General features: G+C 68.3%; 17 protein-coding genes. 4 read left to right on the plus strand and 13 right to left on the minus strand.

Annotation, left to right across the window (positions count from 1 at the left end; translation table 11 throughout):
- Positions 1–6: 6 nt before the first annotated feature.
- Positions 7–915 (minus strand): LysR substrate-binding domain-containing protein, encoded by a 909-nt coding sequence (locus tag ACIHA7_RS33250; protein WP_397295099.1) that lies wholly within the window; start codon positions 913–915, stop codon positions 7–9.
- A gap of 224 nt (positions 916–1,139) precedes the next feature.
- On the opposite strand from ACIHA7_RS33250, the gene ACIHA7_RS33255 reads away from it, so the two are divergent.
- From ACIHA7_RS33255 to ACIHA7_RS33265, 3 genes are all read left to right on the plus strand, one after another.
- On the plus strand, positions 1,140–2,651 hold the full coding sequence (locus tag ACIHA7_RS33255; protein ID WP_397295101.1) for a M28 family metallopeptidase: 1,512 nt from the start codon (positions 1,140–1,142) through the stop codon (positions 2,649–2,651).
- A 100-nt stretch (positions 2,652–2,751) separates the two neighbouring features.
- Positions 2,752–3,159 (plus strand): hypothetical protein, encoded by a 408-nt coding sequence (locus ACIHA7_RS33260; RefSeq protein ID WP_397295103.1) that lies wholly within the window; start codon positions 2,752–2,754, stop codon positions 3,157–3,159.
- 231 nt (positions 3,160–3,390) lie between these two features.
- The gene (locus tag ACIHA7_RS33265; protein WP_397295547.1) at positions 3,391–3,813 is read left to right on the plus strand and encodes a DUF6764 family protein; all 423 of its coding nucleotides are present in this window, start codon (positions 3,391–3,393) and stop codon (positions 3,811–3,813) included.
- Between the two features lie 64 nt (positions 3,814–3,877).
- Here ACIHA7_RS33265 and ACIHA7_RS33270 read toward each other — a convergent pair whose 3' ends face one another.
- The 12 genes from ACIHA7_RS33270 to ACIHA7_RS33325 all read right to left on the minus strand — a co-directional run bounded on the left by ACIHA7_RS33270 (position 3,878) and on the right by ACIHA7_RS33325 (position 16,121).
- On the minus strand, positions 3,878–4,339 hold the full coding sequence (locus ACIHA7_RS33270; RefSeq protein WP_397295105.1) for an SRPBCC family protein: 462 nt from the start codon (positions 4,337–4,339) through the stop codon (positions 3,878–3,880).
- Between the two features lie 140 nt (positions 4,340–4,479).
- Positions 4,480–5,463: a DUF5914 domain-containing protein gene (locus ACIHA7_RS33275; protein WP_397295107.1), complete on the minus strand. Its 984-nt coding sequence runs from the start codon at positions 5,461–5,463 to the stop codon at positions 4,480–4,482.
- Positions 5,460–7,019: an FAD-dependent oxidoreductase gene (locus ACIHA7_RS33280; protein WP_397295108.1), complete on the minus strand. Its 1,560-nt coding sequence runs from the start codon at positions 7,017–7,019 to the stop codon at positions 5,460–5,462. The genes ACIHA7_RS33275 and ACIHA7_RS33280 overlap by 4 nt, the downstream gene beginning before the upstream one ends.
- On the minus strand, positions 7,016–7,348 hold the full coding sequence (locus tag ACIHA7_RS33285) for a lycopene cyclase domain-containing protein (protein WP_397295110.1): 333 nt from the start codon (positions 7,346–7,348) through the stop codon (positions 7,016–7,018). Before ACIHA7_RS33285 ends, ACIHA7_RS33280 begins: the two co-directional genes overlap by 4 nt.
- Positions 7,345–7,716 (minus strand): lycopene cyclase domain-containing protein, encoded by a 372-nt coding sequence (locus ACIHA7_RS33290; protein WP_397295112.1) that lies wholly within the window; start codon positions 7,714–7,716, stop codon positions 7,345–7,347. Before ACIHA7_RS33290 ends, ACIHA7_RS33285 begins: the two co-directional genes overlap by 4 nt.
- A 9-nt stretch (positions 7,717–7,725) precedes the next feature.
- Positions 7,726–8,715 (minus strand): phytoene/squalene synthase family protein, encoded by a 990-nt coding sequence (locus ACIHA7_RS33295; protein ID WP_397295113.1) that lies wholly within the window; start codon positions 8,713–8,715, stop codon positions 7,726–7,728.
- Positions 8,712–10,235, minus strand: a complete 1,524-nt coding sequence (gene crtI / locus ACIHA7_RS33300) for a phytoene desaturase family protein (RefSeq protein ID WP_397295115.1) — start codon at positions 10,233–10,235, stop codon at positions 8,712–8,714. The genes ACIHA7_RS33295 and crtI overlap by 4 nt, the downstream gene beginning before the upstream one ends.
- Before the next feature lie 13 nt (positions 10,236–10,248).
- A complete protein-coding gene (locus tag ACIHA7_RS33305) occupies positions 10,249–11,352 on the minus strand; it encodes a polyprenyl synthetase family protein (RefSeq protein WP_397295116.1) in 1,104 nt (367 codons plus the stop codon).
- On the minus strand, positions 11,343–12,653 hold the full coding sequence (locus tag ACIHA7_RS33310; RefSeq protein ID WP_397295118.1) for a glycosyltransferase: 1,311 nt from the start codon (positions 12,651–12,653) through the stop codon (positions 11,343–11,345). Before ACIHA7_RS33310 ends, ACIHA7_RS33305 begins: the two co-directional genes overlap by 10 nt.
- A gap of 220 nt (positions 12,654–12,873) precedes the next feature.
- Positions 12,874–13,734, minus strand: coding sequence for a MerR family transcriptional regulator (locus tag ACIHA7_RS33315; RefSeq protein WP_397295120.1), 861 nt, complete (start codon positions 13,732–13,734; stop codon positions 12,874–12,876).
- A 133-nt stretch (positions 13,735–13,867) separates the two neighbouring features.
- Positions 13,868–14,320, minus strand: a complete 453-nt coding sequence (locus ACIHA7_RS33320) for a hypothetical protein (RefSeq protein ID WP_397295121.1) — start codon at positions 14,318–14,320, stop codon at positions 13,868–13,870.
- A 94-nt stretch (positions 14,321–14,414) separates the two neighbouring features.
- On the minus strand, positions 14,415–16,121 hold the full coding sequence (locus tag ACIHA7_RS33325; protein WP_397295122.1) for a hypothetical protein: 1,707 nt from the start codon (positions 16,119–16,121) through the stop codon (positions 14,415–14,417).
- Positions 16,122–16,644: 523 nt separating this feature from the next.
- On the opposite strand from ACIHA7_RS33325, the gene ACIHA7_RS33330 reads away from it, so the two are divergent.
- Complete coding sequence (locus ACIHA7_RS33330; RefSeq protein WP_397295124.1) at positions 16,645–17,529, plus strand: hypothetical protein; 885 nt, start codon at positions 16,645–16,647, stop codon at positions 17,527–17,529.
- Positions 17,530–17,594: the final 65 nt, after the last annotated feature.

Raw genomic sequence — 17,594 nt, forward strand, 5'->3', positions numbered from 1 at the left:
GGACGGTCAGCCGTCGGCGCGCGTACTGAGCAACAGGTCACGCAGGCCGGACGTGGTGTGCGGCAACCACAGCGCCTGGGTCGGCGCCACCGGCCCCTCTTTCAGATCGACGACCTGGACGCGCCCACCGAGCGCCCGCCCCGCCGGCGCCGTGACGATGGCGACGTGATCCGTGCCGACCACCGCGGTGACCGGCGGCGTGCCCTGGATGTGGTTGACGACGAACCGCGGTTCGAAGCCCGCACGCCGGCAGGTGCTCAGGATGAAGTCGGTGTAATAAGACGCGCCAGGCGGCGCCCAGATGACGATCTGCTCGTCCTGAAGATCGCGCACCGTGACGGCGGTGCGATCGGCCAGCCGGTGCGTCCGCGCGACCGCGACGCGAACCGGGTGGTAGGCGATGACCGCCGAGGCCAGATCGGCCGGACTCGCGACACCACGCCGCAACGCGACGTCGATGGCGCCCTGGTGCAGGGCGTCCGCGACGGCATCGGGAAACAGCTGCCGCACCGTGACCGACACATCGGGCCGCGCCGCCCGCACCGGCTCGATCAGGTCGTACACCTCATCCGCGGTGATCGCCGGGGTATGACCGACGACGAAGGCGGGCGGTGCCGCGATACCCGCCTCGTACGTCCGGCGATACAGCGCATCCGACGCGGCCAACAGTGCCCGCGCCCCGTCGCGCAGCACCTCACCCGCGGCGGTGAGGACCAGCTGCCGACCGCTGCGGTCGAACAGCTCCACCCGCAACTGCTTCTCCAACTGACGGACCGAGCTGCTCAACGCCTGCTGGGTGATGTGCAGCTCCGCCGCCGCGGCGGTGAAACTCGACAGCTCCGCCACGGCCAGGAACTGCTGTAGCCGATGCAGGTCCAGCACTCTGCCACCGGCGCCGAGATCGCCTGGAACCATGCCGCCCATCGTAAGCCGACCGCAAAAAGAACCGGCCACCCATCCCGTGTAGAACGCAATGTCGGCGCCGAAATTATCCGGTAGCTGATTCAGCGCTGAAAGACCGCACCACGCGGTATCCGAGTCACCCCCCTTCCCCACTCTCAACTGGGGTTTTACCGGACCGACAGACGGGCTTAATCTCCGGCCATCGGGATTTATCCGTCCGTTTGAAGGAATTCGAAATGTCCCACACCTTTCGCAGAGTCAGAGCCGGTCAAGTTGTCGCCGTAGCCGCCGCGGTGCCGCTCGCGCTATCGCTCGCGATGGCCGGGTCGGTGTATGCCGAGCCGGGCGCACCGCCGGAACGGCGAATTGCCGATTCGATCAACGCGGCCGCCGTCAACCAGCACCTGGAGAAGTTCCAGAGCATCGCCAACGCCAACGGCCGCACGCGCGCCGCGGGCACCGCGGGCTACGACGCCTCCCGCGACTACGTGGCAGGCGAACTCCGGCGAGCCGGCTACACGGTGACCTTGCAGCCGTTCACCTTCCAAGCCTTCCAGGAACGGACGACCGCGGTGCTGGCGAAGGAGGCACCTTCCGCCCCGAGGACGTACAAGGCGACCCCGCCGAACCGCACCGAGATCGGCGACTTCGCGACGGCGACCTATTCGGGTTCGGGTGACACGAAAGCGCCGGTCCAGGCTGTCGATCTGGTCCTGACGCCCGGTCCGCAGCCGGATACCTCGACCTCCGGGTGCGAGGCCGCGGACTTCGCCAAGTTCACCCGCGGCAATATCGCGCTGCTGCAGCGCGGCACCTGCACCTTCGCCGACAAGGCCCGAAACGCCCAGGCCGCAGGCGCTTCCGGCGTGATCATCTTCAACGAGGGTCAGGCGGGCCGGACCGACACCTTCACCGAGCCACTCGACGAGACCGGCATCAAAGTGCCGGTGGTCGGCGCGAGCTACACCGTCGGCAAAGACCTCGCCACCGCGGCGAAGCCGGTCGTGCGCCTGAAGACCGACACCGAGAGCCTGCCCGCCACCACGCACAACGTGCTGGCGGAGAGCAAGCAGGGCAACGCGGACAAGGTCGTGATGGCGGGTGCACACCTGGACTCCGTGCGCGCCGGTGCGGGCATCAACGACAACGGTTCCGGTAGCGCGGGGCTGCTCGAGGTCGCATTGCAGATGGCCACCCTCCAGCCGAAGAACAAGGTCCGCTTCGCCTGGTGGGGCGCTGAGGAACTCGGCCTGATCGGCTCGAAGTACTACGTGTCGAACCTGCCCGCGTCCGAGCGCAGCAAGCTTCGGCTCTACCTGAACTTCGACATGATCGGTTCGACGAACTTCGCCTACAAGATCTACAACGGCAGCGGCGGACCCGCCGGATCCGCGCAGATCGAGCAGAACTTCAACCGCTACTTCGATTCCCGTGGGCTGTCCCACGTCCGTACACCCCTCGACGGGCGCTCGGACTATGGGCCGTTCCTGCGGGCCGGGATCGCGGTCGGTGGCTTGTTCACCGGCGCGGAGGGCATCAAGACGCGTCAGGAGCAGCAGATGTTCGGCGGCACCGCGGGCCGTCCGTACGACCCCTGCTACCACCGGTCCTGCGACACCACCGCCAACATCAACAACACGGCATTGACCGTGAACACCGGTGCGATCGCTGACTCGATGCAGACCTACGCCAACGCCGACAACCCGCCCGGCACCGCCGCGACGCCGCGTCCCGCGGCAGAGCGCTGACATCGATCGATGATGAGGACCCTGGTGGGGGCGGACAGCTGTCCGCCCCCACTCTTCGTTCAAAACCGCTCCACTGCAAGCGTTCTGAAGGGTTGATGCGATGACTTCGGTGACTGCGCTACTGGCGACCGCCTTTCTCGGGGCAGTACCGCTGCCCGCGGCGCAGGCCGAGGCGGTCTGGCTGCACGACGACATCTATGTGTCCGCGGGTAAGGCCAATGCCTATGTCGACGTGCGGTGTCCCAAGGGGCAACAGCGGTGGACACTGACTGTGCGGCTCACCGCAGTCAAGCCAGGCAGGCCGACCGCGACCGGTACGACCACCTCGGCGGTGACCTGCGACGGGGAAACCCAGTGGCGCCAGCATCCGATCACCGTGCGGCCCGACAGCGCTCCGTTCTTCGCCGGGCGGGATGAACGCAACGTCGGCGTGGCCGAACTCCGCGACCCGAACGGCACCCTGGTCGAGACCATCACCCGGCGGATGTACTTCTACGCCTGGGACTAGCGGCATAGCGCATCGCTTGTGCATCATTTTGAGTAGAGTGGCGGTGTGCCGTTCCGGTAATGCCCGGCTGCAGCAATCGAAAACCGCATCATCGAATCTCGACTCGCCGCGCCCCGGACCAACCTCCCCGGCCCGGCGATCAGCACAGGAGAGCACCATGAACATCTCGTCCTCGATCCGCCGGACCGGCCTCGCCCTGCTCGGCGCCGGCCCGTCGTTGCCGCGTTAGCGCTGACCGCGCCCACCGCGGCGGCGGCCGAAACCGCTTGCCCCGCACCGGGTGCCAGTACCGCCGCGGCGGCGCAGGCGAACGCGCGCTGCTCGGCGACCAGCGAGGCAGGCGGCGCGGCGGCCGCCTACGCCTTCGACGGCGCCGCCTCCGCGGACGCGGAGGCCACCAGCTTGTCGCTGGCCATCGCCCAGAACGGCGGGCGCGCGACCTCGTCGTCCGCGGCATTGTCCGGGCCCGCCGCCATCGCCATCGGACCCGGCGCGACCGTCGACGCGTCCGGCGTGCGCCCCGGACTGTCGATCGGTATCGCCGGTCCGGGCGCCACCGTGACGGTCACCGGCGTTACCGGGCCGACGTGCCGCGGCGGCGTCGGCTTCGCCGGAGACTTCCAGACCTTCCAGGGCTGCCTGTCCCTCGGCTGATACCAATGCCGCAGGCGCAGTGGCGGTTTCGTGGTCACCGTCACTGCGCCTGCCGGACTACCCCTCAGGCGTCCGGTCGGGCAACGTCCCCGCGCCAGGCACCGGTTTCCTGTCCGCGCTGCTCGATGAACCTCTTGAAGCGCTGCATGTCGCCCTTCACCCGGTGATTCAGCAGACCGAGTTTGTCGGCGGCGTGCTCGACGAAACCGTCGGGGTCGATGTCCATCTGCGCGGTGACTCGCGTGGTGTTGTCGTCGAGCCGGTGAAAGGTGATCACCCCGGAATGCTCGGGGCCACTGTCGGATTTCCACGCCACCCGCTCATCCGGATGCTGCTCGGTGATGGTGGCGTCGAATTCCCGCTTCACACCGGCGATCTCGGTCACCCAATGGGTGTGGGTGTCGTCGATCTGACGAATCTCCTCCACGCCCTGCATGAACGCGGGGAACGACTCGAACTGCGTCCACTGGTTGTACGCGCGAGTGATGGGGACTCCGACGTCGACCGACTCGGTGATGGTGCTCATCGCTACCTCCTGGTTTCCGGCTCACAGACTGCACGAGCACAGGTGTAATGCATCATTCGTGCATCGCACTTACTTTCGGGCAGTACCCGGACCACGACGACCTACACATCGGACGGCATACCCCGTCGCCGCCGTCCGACTCAGTTCTGATGAGTGCGCAGCTGGTAGCGGCGTTCGGCGTAGTCCATGTCGTCGCGCCACAGTCGCGTCGCGGCCCGGTTCATCAGCGGGCGCAGCACCGGCAGCGCCCGATGCGCGTGCCGAAAGCCGGGACGGTCGGAATTGGCGATCACCGTCTCGATCACCGCCGTGCGCGCCCGGCCGTCGGGGCCGGAACCCAGCGGGGTGGCGTGCGTTTCGACCACGCTCCCCGCGCCTTCCCCCTCGAGAATTCGCATCGTGATGGTGCGCGGGTCGGGACAGCGGAACTCCGCCGCCACCGGCACGCCGAGACTCCGGGTCACCCGGAAGGTCACCGTCAGCAGAAATGCGTGGTTCTCCTCGGCGATGCCGTCGCGTGGCGGTGTCCGCGTCACGTCGAGGCGGGCGAACGAATACGGATGGAACCATGCGCCGTGCCAGGGGTCGAGCCGATTGGCGATGATGTCGCGCGGCTCGCACACCCCGACCAGCCGGGTCACCGCATGCACGGTGGTGTCGGCGGGGCGCGCGCCGAGCACCGGCACATCGGTCGGTTCTTCACCGCCGACGGCGTCCAGGCGTACCCAGGCCAGTACCCCGTCGTCATAGCCGGGGTACGGGCACCAGCGCGAGGCGCTGTCGTCGGCGCCGACCCGCAGACCGTGCCACCGGCAGATCAACGCGTCGTTCTCGACCTCGGCCGAAGCCAGGGGCGCACCCAGGTGCGGGCACACGCCGGGACCGATGTGCAGCGCACCGGAATCGTCGCGCCAGGCGACGATCTCGCGGCCGGCGACCTTGGTGGCGAAGGGACGATCGCGACGGATCGCCCGGCTCGCGGCGATGACATACCAGTTGCCAGAGGGACGCTGCTGCGACCAGCGCAGCGCAGCCGCGATCAGTCCGGGGTCCGCGTCCTGGTAGGTCGGCCGCTGCCGCGACCACTTCTCCGGTGCGAATCGCTGCAAGGGAGAGCTTTTCACCGAACCTGCCTTTCGCGAGTAGCCAAAGCGCGCAACAGCGCCGAGCGGCCGTGGGCGGGCACCGATTCCAGTCGGTGTCCGGCCGCATTCCATTGGCGTAGCAGGGAATTGGCCGCAAGCCACCCCGTGGTCGCGGCGCGTTCCATCAAGGCCACCGGTAGCTCGACGCGAATACCGTCGCCCGCCAATACCAACCGGGGGTGCGGCGTGACAACACCTGGGCGGGTCGCGAAGTCGCCGGGCGAGAAGCGCGGGCAATCCTGTCGCCACAGCATCGTCTCCCCCACGATGTTCGCGGCGGCGGTCTCCGGATATATGGCATGCAGCCGCGCCAACAGCTCCTTGCGTATTTTGGCCTGCGCCGCGGGAGTAGTCTCGGCAACCGCGTAAGCGTGCAGTTCGACGACGCTGCCGCCGGTCTTCCCGGCCCAGTCCGCCGCCTGGCGTTCATAGCGATCCAGCACGCTGATGTTGTCGAGCGGGTCCAGGTCGCCGGTGCCGAGGAAGCAGGTCCGGTCCGCGCGCACCGGCCGATCCAGCCACAGCCGCAGCACCGCAAAAGACGGGGCCAGTGCCAATCCGGCGACCTGCGAACGCCATTCGTCGTCACCGAGCTCCGGCGACGCGGCGACCACACGCCGGAGGCCGCCCGCGTCGGTGGCGAGCACGACCGCGTCGGCGGTCAAGACCGCACCGGTGTCGTCGACCACCCGGAATCCCTCGCCCGCGCTGTCGATCCGCTCGACGGACACCCCCGTGTGGAACCGGACGGTGCCGGGTCGCTCCGGCGCGGTCAGGTATTCCGCGAGCGGCGCCCACAGGCTGACATCGAAATTGTCCTGTGCCACATCGAAGATCAGGCCTTCGCTGGAGCCGAGGAAGTAGATGTGGAACATGGCGGCAAGCTCGGCCGCGGACATACGCCGCGGTTCGATGAAGAAGCTGCGCGAGAACACCTCGAACGCCAGATGCCGGGCCGCCTCCGGAAAGTTGATGCCGCGCAGGAAGGTTTCCGCGTCCAGGTGATCGAGCCGGTGATAGATGTCGGGCACCGACACCGCGGCCAACGGCGCGGCGGCACGCGGATCCATCCGGACCAGGTCGCGCAGCCGGAAGGTGGGGCTGCGCAGTGCGAAGGCCAGCGCGTTCCAGGGCGGCGTGCGGGGCAGGCCACGGAAGGTGTCCCGGCGGCCGTCGGCGTCGACCAGTGGATAGTCGTCCAGCCTGCGCAGCTGTCTCAGCTGAGGATCGCTGCGCGCCAGCAACTTTCGCAGGTTGTAGTACTGCGCGAAGAAGGCATGGAAGCCGCGGTTCATCCCCACCGGCGTGCCGTCGGCGAGCTGTTCGGTCCAGCCGCCGACACGTCCACCCAGGTAGCGTTCCCGCTCCACCACCTCTACCTGGCAGCCTCGTTCGACCAAGCCCGTCGCGGCGGCCAAGCCCGCGATTCCGGCACCGACCACGACCACGCGCGGCCCGTTCCTGCCGAGATCGCGCAGGCCCGGCGTTGCCGGGTAGCGCACGCGCCGCCGATCGCGGCCGTACTCGATGCTCATTGCCGCGCCTTCGACTGGCGCTGCAGCGTACGCTCCCAGCCCAGCAGGACGGCGGTCACCAGAGCGAATCCGAACAGGAAGTCCTCCACCGGGATATCCCACGGAAACCGTAGCCCGAGAATGTGATCCGGGTTGTACAGCACGATCGGCGCGTCGAGTTTGGTGAGGAAGCCGTCGACCAGGATCTGGAAACCCAGCACGATCAGCATCGTCAGCCAGTAGGCCGGTCGCCGAAACAGGCCGGTGCGCAACACCATTACCTCGATCAGGCACACGATGATCACCGCCGCGACGGCGGGCAGGGTGTACCCCACTCCGGTGAAATTCATCGTCCCGTTGCCCTTCCGGCGTCGCCGACCGGCTTCCCGGCATTGCCCAGCCACCGTCGGCCCACACCGAGCAGCGTGTCGACCGCGACGTAGGTGAGCAGCCCGCAGAGCGGCACGACGGCGAAGAACAGCAGTTCTTCGAGCGGCATCCCGCCGGGCAGCCACACCCCGAGCACGTAGCGGTCGTGGTAACCCCAGACGTCCGCGGCGATCGCCAGGAGATCCCAGACCACGAACACCGCGGCGGCCGGCCACAGCGCACCGAGCAGCACCCGAGGCCGCCGATATACCCCGGGGCCGAGGAACTCCAGCGGCGCCGTCACCGCCAGGCAGCCGAGCAGAACGAGCAGGTAGTGCCAGTGATCCATGAGGCCTCCTCAGCCGTGCTCACGATGATCGACGGCATCGAGCGATTGCGGGGTGTCCGGACCCGACCGGCCGGGAACCGGCGTCCGGCGCGCCTGCCACGCGCGCAGCAGACCCGCCGCACCGACCCTGATGCGACGCGCGGTGCCGACCGTGGCGCGACGACCGAACACCTCGAAATCATTGGCTTCGATGCGATCGAGGATCTCCCCGTACAGCACCAATGCTGTCGCCACGCAGGGACGCGAGCGCGGTGCGAGCAGGTCGATGCCGCGGCGCGCGAAAGCATAGATGCCCCTCGTGATTTCATGCTGTTCGGCCAGTGCGCGACGCACTCTCGGGTCGACCCGCTGGTGCGTACGGCACCACAGCAGCAGCTCCCGATCCACGCCGTGCGCCGCCAGTTCATCGGCGGGCAGGTAGACGCGGTTGCGTGCCAGGTCCTCGTCGACGTCGCGCAGAAAGTTGGTCAGCTGGAACGCTTTTCCGAGCGCGGCGGCGTACGGGGCAGCGGCCTCCACCGACTCGGTAGTGCCGAGCACCGGCAGCAGTTGCAGCCCGATCACCTCGGCGGACCCGTACACGTACCGGTCCAGGGCCGCTCGATTCGGATAATCGGTGACCGACAAGTCCATGCGCATGGATTCCAAAAACGCGTCGAACAGGCGGCGCGGTATTCGATAGGTGTCCGCGGTATGCAGCACCGCGGCGAGCACCGGGTCACCCGCCGCATCGGCATTGCTGAATTGCTCAGCGAGAACCTGCAATCGGGCCGCCCGTTGCGCGGGAGTCAGCTCCGGCCGGAATTCATCGAGAATGTCGTCCGCGCGCCGGGCGAAGCCGTAGAGCGCGTGCACGGCCGGGCGCTGGTCGGGCGCGAGCAGTCTGGTCGCGAGGAAGAAGGTCTTGCCGTGGGCTGCGTTGAGCTCGCGACAAAGGTGGTAGGACCGTCGTAGGCCGGGATCGGTGATGCCGGCCGCGTCCAGTTCGGCGCGCGTCATTTCGACGTCCGATCCATCGCCGAGCCGGCGGGGCGAACGGATCGTTGCCCAGTCCCCGTAATGCGGTCGGCCGCAAGCCGTCCGGAGATCAGCACCGGTGGGATACCGACGCCCGGCACCGTCGACCCGCCGGCCAGGACCGCGTTGTCGATACCGCGAATCATGTTGGTCGGCCGGAACGGGCCGGTCTGGGCGAAGGTGTGCGCCAGTGCGAACGGGCTGCCCGCCAGCATGTCCTGGCCTGCCCAGTCGTCCGGGGTGACCACTCGCAGCAGTTCGGCGTCGCGCAGGAGCGAGCCGCCGAGTCTGCGCCGCGCGAGCTCGAGAATCTCGGTCGCATACTCGGGCCCCGTCTGCGCCCAGTCGATCTCGCTCTGCGCGAGGTTGGGCACCGGCGCGAGGATGTAGAGCAGATCACGGCCTTCCGGCGCCAAGGTCGGGTCACCCGCCGTAGGCCGCGTCACCAGTAACGACGGGTCGGACATGACCCGGCCTTCCTTGATGATGTCGCGAAAAGCCTCGTGCCATGCCGCACCGAACAGCAAGCAGTGGTGCGGAATTCGCGATTCCCGCGCGCAGCCCACATGCAGCACCACCGCGGAGGGCGCGGGCCGGACGGCGATGGGACGCCGGGATCGATGCCCGAGCAGCTGGTAGGAACGATGCCGCTCAGTGGTCAATACGACTGCGTCACAGGCTATCCGCTCGCCTCGATCGGTCTGTACCGCGACTACCCGGCCGCCTTCGCGCACCATCTCGGTCACCGTCGCGTCGTAGTGGAAGCGCACGCCGGCGGCCTCGGCCGCCGCCGCGAGCGCGTCGGGTACCGCCCGCATGCCGCCGCGCGGGAAATAGACCCCGGCCATGGTGTCCATGTGGGCGATCACCGCGTAGGCGGCCAGCGCGCGGTCCGGTGCGACTCCGGCATACAGCGACTGAAAGGTGAAGACCCGCCGCAACTCCGGATCGGTGATGTACTCGGCGACCTTGCCGTCCCAGTGCCGGAATCCGCCGAGCGCGGCCAGCCTGGCCAGCGCGGGCGTCAGCATCGACAGGGGTGATTCGAAGTTCGCCGCGATGAACCCGTCGAACTCCGCCGCGTACAGGCGGCTCAGCCACGCACGTAACTTACGATAGCCCGCGGCCTGCTCGGCGCCCGCGAACGCGGTGATCGCCCGCACCATCCGCTCTTCGTCGCTGTGCACGTCGAGGGTGCGGCCGTCGGCGTAGATCGCGTGGTAGGCCGGGTCGACAGGGACCAGGTCCAACCGATCCGACGTCCGCTCGCCGACCGCGGCGAAGACCTCGTCGATCAACCCGGGCATCGTCAAAACCGTTGGGCCGGTGTCGATGTGATACCCGCGCAGGTCGAGCCGCCCCATCCGGCCGCCGGGCGCCGATTCGCGTTCGACCACCGTGACGGCCCGCCCACGTCCGGCCAGATGGATCGCGGTCGAGAGGCCGGCCAACCCCGCTCCCACCACCACGACGTGGTCGGTACGTCCCTTGACTGTGCGCATCAGCTTCCTCTCGTCACAGCTGCCGTGCGGTACAGAGCAGCGCCATCTGTTCCAGTGCGTGGCGCGGCTCGGGGCCGAGCGCGCCGGTGCGCAGTGCGCGCAGCGCGTCGGTGACCCGGTCAGCGATCATGGCTTCGATGCGTTCGGCGGCCCCGGAGGCGGCGATCAACATCCGGCAGCGCTCGATCGCCGCGGCGTCGAGTTCGGGCCGGTCGAGCAGCTCGGACAGTTCCCGTCGCGCGCTCGCCTCGGCCATGTCCAACGCCGCGACGACCACGCTGGTGGCTTTGTGCTGGCCGAGATCGCTGTCCTGCGGCTTGCCGGTGATCGAGGCCGCACCGAAGATCCCGAGCAGATCGTCACGCAGCTGGAAGGCCTCGCCGATCCGAGTTCCGTAGTGGCCGAGGGCTTTCAGCGTCGACCCGGCGGCGCCCGCCAGCGCCGCGCCCAATTCGAGTGGGCGACGGACGGTGTAGTTGCCCGATTTCGCGCGGGCGATGTCGAGCACCGTGTCCAGGGTCGGGCGCTCCCGCGCGTCGTTGGCCAGATCCGCCAGCTGCCCCATCGCCAACTCGACCCGCATCGCGTCGTAGCGCGGCCATAGCCGCGCCAGTTCGGCGGTGCCGACACCGCTGTCGCGCAGCATCTGCTCGGCCCACACCAGGCACATGTCGCCGAGCAGGATGGCGGCCGACTCACCGAACCGTGGCGGCGCCTCGGGCCCGCCGCGGTGCGGCACAGCCAAGCGCAGGTGTGCTGCCGCGACTCCGCGCCGCAGGACGGCGGCGTCCATGACGTCGTCCTGTAGTAATGCGAAGGCGTGCAACAGTTCCAAGCTGGCCGACGCGCGCAGCGCGGCGGGGTTGGGTTCGGCGGCACACAGCCAGCCGAGGTACATGAAGGTGGAGCGCAGACATTTACCGCCGAGGGCATACTGGGCCAGCACGTCATCGACGCCGGCGGCGCGGAGTTCGGCCACCCGCACCCGCCGCAGGAATTCGGTGAGCTCGTCGAGGACCAGCGCACGGGTATCGGCACGCCAACGCTCGAACCCCATCGCGAGACCCGGCGCCGACGAGGTCCGGGCAGAGTCGAAAGACAGTGTGCTCACCGGCATTCTCCGTTTCGCGAGGCCGACATCCGGGTCAACGACCGATCCGCGCCGACCTCGGCGAGGACATCCGAAATCACATCGAAAGGCGCGGCTTTCGCCATTTCTCGACCCAACCTGGCTGCCGCGGCGCGGAATTCGCCGTTATTCGACACGCGGTCCACCGCCGCTGCCACCGTGGCAGGTCCGGGCCGCGCGGTGCCGAGATCGATGCCCGCGCCCGTGTACGCCACGCGCGCCGCGACTTCCGGCTTGTCGGCGGTGTCACCCGCGACGATCAGGGGCACGCCGTGCCGAAGCGCCTGCTGCACACCGCCGTAGCCGCCGTTGGTGATCATCACGTCTACGCGCGGCAGCAGCCGGCCGTACGGAACGAAGTCGGCGGCGTGAACATTCGCAGGCAGCGGACCGAGCACGTCGCGGGAACCGCCGGTGCACGCCACCACCCGGACCTCCGCGCGTCGACTCAACGCTGCGAGAGTCGGGCGCACCAGCTGGCCGAGATCTGCGTTGTCCCAGGTCCCCTGGGTCACATGGACGACGGTCCGCGCGCCGGACAGCTCGTCCCACCAGTTCGGCAGCACGGCGTCGTTGGGGCTGTCGATCGGTATCGGCCCGGTGAACACCACCGAAGGTGGCAGATCGCGCCGCGGATATTCGAAGCCCGGCACGGTGAACTGGAGCAGCCGGTCCGCCAGCACCGGCCAATCGACGAGATGAACGGGTGCGGGCCCGAGACCGAGACTCCGCAGTATCGCCGTCAACCGACTCTGACCATCGCGGAACAGCACCTGCCGCACGAACCGATGCATCGCCGTGTAGTCGCGGCCTGGTTGCGGTTGCCAGCCCATGCCGAACGGCGGTGCGTCCGCGCTCGACAGCATCAGTGGCACGACACCGCAGGCCAGCACCGGCGGCCGCGACCGAGGTCCGAGCAGCAGCGGAATGGCGCCGGTGAACATCCCGTCCACGAGCACCGCGTCGAAATCCGTCCGGCTCAACTCGGTGGTCAACGCGCGAAACTGCGCGACGACCGGGTCGAGGAAACCCGTGCGCAGCTCCGAGCGCCCGGTTCGCCATCGACGGATCAGGTTCGGGGTACCGCCGGGCGCGGGCGCTGACCTGGTCACCGCCGCGTCGGCCGGGAGCACCGAGCAGGGCATGCCCTGCGCCGCGATGGTCGCGCGAAAGGCCGCACCGGTGAGCATCCGCACCTCATGGCCGCGTCGGCGCAGGTTCGCCGCGACGGCGAGCATGGGCGCCACATGACCGGGTATGGGACTCACCGCCACGAGATATCGAGCCATGCCGAGCTTCCTTCGCTGTCATCACCGCACATCCGGACCGTTTGCCCGGACCTCGCACGGGCACCCCGGCACCGAGGCGACCGCCCTCGATCTCGTGGACCGCCGCGCCGGTCGACCCTTCGACGCCATCGTCGGTCCGGTCACCCACGATGCTACCCGCAAATGATTCAAAAACGATGCACATATTGGCGCGCTGCGCCCGACACGCCGCAAGCGCAGGTCAGCGAAGCTCCGGCCCCACCGCACGCTGCACTTCATCCATAGCCGACTCGAGCGAGTTGACCCGAACGGCCGCCGCCGACGACGCGCGTTCCAGCCACCCCGGCCCGGCCAGGACCCAGTCCGCCCGCGAGCGGTCCGCAGGCACCGGATGCGCGGTGTCCCGCGATTGCGACCACAGCACCACCACCGGCCTGCGCTCATGTTTGGCGAGCGCCGCGGCCAACGCGTCGGCGGGCACCGACGCGCCGAGCAGCAGCGCGGGCAGGCCGATCTCGGCCAGCGCGGCGCGCAACACTTCCAACGGGAGCACGTGGCTCTCGCCGTCGGTACAGGCGAGCACGATCGGCGCCCGATCGGCGGAGTTGCGCAGCAGCGGCACCGCCCGGTGCAGGCTGGTGGTCACCGCCCAGGACAGCAGGTGCTCGACGTCGACCAGTCCGGCGCCGCCGAGCTGCCTGCGGACGATCTCGGCGAAAGCGGGGCGGCACAAGTGGTTCCACGTCGCGACGACGCCGTAGTGGATGACGTGCGCGGTGATCGCGGTGAGCAGTTCGGCATGGTCGAGCCGCTCGGCCGCCGACAGCACCGGCACGATGTCGCCGCGCGCGGGCACCGGACCCGCCGCCGCGCGGGCGGCCACGGCCGCACTCGCCGGACTCGCGCCCGCCCGCACCAGGTCGACCATCCGAGACGTCACCGCCAGATCGGTCTGCGTGTAGTGCCGGTGCCGGCCCGGCAGATGCTGCGGCGGGCCGAGGCCATATCGCCGATTCCAGCTGCGCAACGTCGCGACCGGGACGCCGAGCGTGCGGGCCACCATCCCGACGGTGTACTCGACCAGCGGCTCATCATTGTTCACCGACTCACCGCGCTCACATCACCGCCGCTCCCCTCGGTGGTCTGCCCGAAGCTACTCATCACCGAGCCTCCTACCGTTGGATGCTCGCAAATCGTAGCGCAGTAATGATGCAAACTCGATGCAACACGGCCGATTATTCGGCGCGCTCCGCCGGGGTGGCCTCGTGGGCGCGCCGCCCGTCGGTGCGGCGCCGCCTTTTGAGTTCGGCCTCGTGGAGATGGCGGTGGCCGCCGGTGAGCTGGCGCGCTCGTTCCTCCCAGTCCCGGACGCAGCGGTAGTAGGTCGCGTCGTAGTCCTCGACGACCTGGAAGGTCCACCGACCCGGCAGCACGTTGCGCCCGACGAGGTCGCGCATGAGCTGATCAGCCAATTCGTCGTGTCCCGCTGCGCGAAGTAGTTCGGCGGCTTCCTCGATGGCGAAGTCCGCGGTTCCGGTCTCGCGGTGAAAGTTGTAGAGATGCCCGCGCGCCACTTCGACGATTTCCAGTGCTTCGGTGAGCTTTCCGACGGCCGCGACGGTCCGCGAGTCGTAGGTGCCCGCCGTGGGGCTTTCGTCGTCCAGCCGTGGATCCGATATCGACGTCATGCTTGGCAGGTACCCGACAAACATCAAAAGATGCACTAACGGTGCATCCGGGGCCGTGAGCTGCGGACCGAGGCCAGTGACGGGCCCGACCGCGTCAGTTCGTCAGCGTTTGACCTCGTCGCAGGGTTGGTCCACAGCCTGATTTCTGGGACTCCACCAAGAGGGTAGGCAGGACCTTGCCCGCGTACTCGCGCAGTTCTTGCAGCTTGGCTTCGTCGCGAACCGCATCCTTGCGGATCCAGTCCTCATCCGGCACGTTGGGGTCGAGGGAGCGGTGAATCTGGTAGTAGTCGCGATTGATTCGCGCGTCGAAGGTGATCTCGTTGGGGAGCCAGATCCCATGCGAATGGATGAAGGTGGGTTTGCGTTCCTCGAAGATGTAGTCGCTGAGGTCGGTGGCGTCGTTGCCCGCGTAGATGTCCGCGATCCGCGCTTCGACGAGGCCGGCCATGTCGATCAGTTCCAGGCGTGAGGTCAGCGACGTGCCACCCATGTCAGGTGCGAACAAGCTGCCCTGCTGGACGCCTGCGACGTCCGCGTAGCCGTTGAAGAGGCGTCCGAATCGCATGGCGATCCAGCACAGCGGCACATCGGCGTCGGCGCGGTACGAGTCGCCGGCCTCGGCGAACGCGACGCCGGACGGGATCATGGCACCGATCAGGGTCAGCACGACCAGGACCCGGCCACGTCGGCGCAGCCGCTCCAGCAGTTCTCCCGCCGAGAGCACGACAACGAACGCACCCAGCGCCCACACCGGGGTGGCGAACCGGAATTGCGCCATCCAGTCCGGTTGCAGCACGCAGTAAGCGACTACCGCCAAGGCCAGCGGTGCCAGCAACGCGACCGCGCCGTCGCGCCATTTACTCGAAGGCGCGAGGGTCAGGCCGACCACGCCGATGGCCACGATCACTGCGGGTGCGCCCGCGTACTGCACCAGATCGCCCGCCCTGGTCAGGTCATGCACGGTCGGCGTCGCCTGATGTTTCGCGACCGCGGTGTTCGGCACCAGCCTGCCGAATTCGGCAATCCGCCAGAGCAAGTAGGCCCCGAAGGGGATCCCGAAGGCGAGTGCCGAATACAACCCGCATCGGAGGGCTGCGGGCAATGTTGCGCGACGCACCAGGATCAGCGAGACCGCGGGATACGCGGCCAGATAGATGAGGCCGTCGGGACGGGTCAAGGCGGCGAACGCGGCCAGCCCACCGGCGATCACCGCCACCGAGGGCGTCCACAACCGATCGTCGAGCACCGCCAGGAACAGATGGACCGCCAACACGCACACCGCCAGCGCGAACAGCGAGTTCTCCAGACCGGAGAAGCACCAGATCACGAAGGAGGGAATCGCGGCGAGCACCGCGGCGGTCCCGAAGGTGATCACCGCGGGCCATCGCGACACCCGGCGGGCGGCGACATAGCAGGCGGCGAGGATCCCCACGCAGCAGAGCAGGGCGAACGCCTTGGGAAAGAGGACGTAGTCGGGGACGCCGAAGAGGGAGCCGCGGTCGAACAGGCCGACCCATTTGCCGAGCACCAGCACGACCAGCCAGGTGGGATTGGAGAACCCCTCCACCGACGGTGCGCCGGGTTGCAGCACCGGGCCGAGGCCGTCGGCGACGCTGCGGGCGTAGGCGAAGGTGATGCCTGCGTCGTCGACTATCCAGTTGCCGTACGCGCTGGCCCGCCAGCCGAGCAGTACCGCACCGCCGAGCAACGCTGCCGACAGCGCCAACCACGACCGGCCGTCTCGCTGCCGCGCCTCCGCCAACAGCTCGGCCGGAGCACGTAGCCGCGCTGTCAACACCTCAACACCTCAACGCCCTCCACCAGTTTCTGTCGTGCGGGCATGGACCGGCAGGAGCACCGACCCGACCCGCTACCGCCGTCTTCCCGCTACGTCGGCATCCTCATCTTTACAGCACTGTTCGATCGCACGGTGCGAACCTCCGGCTCGGCGCGTCTATCCCCGCTGCCCGAGTTCGAGACACCGCGTGGTCGGCCGAATTTCGGCCCGCCAGCTCTGGCAATCGTAAGCAACAGCCAGCACTTATAGCGAATTCCTTTGTGTGCAGCAGTTTTACCATTGGTTGCGCTGTTGCGCCGGTCGAGTACGGCTGGCAGCGCCGCGATCTCCGCCGTCGCGGGATCCCGCAGTGACGTGGGGCATTACTGCCGATCCAGCGGTTATCGCCCTCGGGCGCAAACGGTTTCACGTCGGCGGCTCGGCCGCGGGAAGTGTGAGGCGCGTCATGTTTCTTCGGATTGTTTTTATACCCCCAGGGGGTATATGTTTTCCGTAGCAAGACCAAGACCGAAAGGACGAGACGATGACCACACCGATCCACACCGATCACCACGGCGCGCATGCAGGACACGATGAGCACGGAACTCCAGGCACTCACGCCGGGCATGGTGAGCACACCGGACATGCGGCTCCGCTCGACCACGCCGGACATGGCGGGCACGGGGCACCTGACACCCACGCCGGACACGGTGGCGGTCTGCCCGGCGGACTCCTGATCACTCAGGACGGCTACACCTTGCAACTGCTCGAGCCGATCACCACACCCGGTGCGATCGACTTCCGATTCCGCATCCTCGGCCCGGATGGCGAACCGGTCACCGAGTACACCGCCATCCACGATCGCCGACTGCATCTGATCGTGGTGCAGCGCGAACTGACCGGGTTCTGGCACGTGCATCCGGAACTCGCCGCCGACGGGACCTGGGCCACCCGCCTGCACCTCCCCGCCGCGGGCATGTATCGCGTCTTCACCGATATCGCGCCGCGAGCGCTCGGTAAGACCATTACCCTCGGCGCGGATCTGGCTGTCGCAGGCGCGTACGAGCCGCACCCGACCCCGGCGGCCGCGCACACCGCCCTCGTGGATGGGTACGAAGTGACCCTCGACGGCGAATTGGTCCCGGATGAGGGGCGACTGCTCACCCTCACGGTGCGCAAAGACGGCGAGCTGGTCACGGACTTGCAGCCTTACTTGGCCGCCTACGGACACCTGGTGGTCATCCGCGCCGGCGATCTGGCCTACGTGCACGTGCACCCGAACGGTGAACCCGGCGACGGGGTTACCGCGCCCGGCCCCGACGTCGCGTTCCACACCGTCGTGCCCGGGCCCGGCACCTACCGGCTGTTCTTGGATTTCAAGCACGGTGATGTCGTGCGCACCGCCGCCTTCACCGCGAATGCCGCCTGATCTCTGAAATCGTTCGCGGGTAAGGATATTCGTCCCGCACGCAGAAAGGACCTCTTCATGTGCGA

It is taken from the genome of Nocardia sp. NPDC052316, from assembly GCF_044547795.1.
Taxonomy (GTDB): domain Bacteria; phylum Actinomycetota; class Actinomycetes; order Mycobacteriales; family Mycobacteriaceae; genus Nocardia.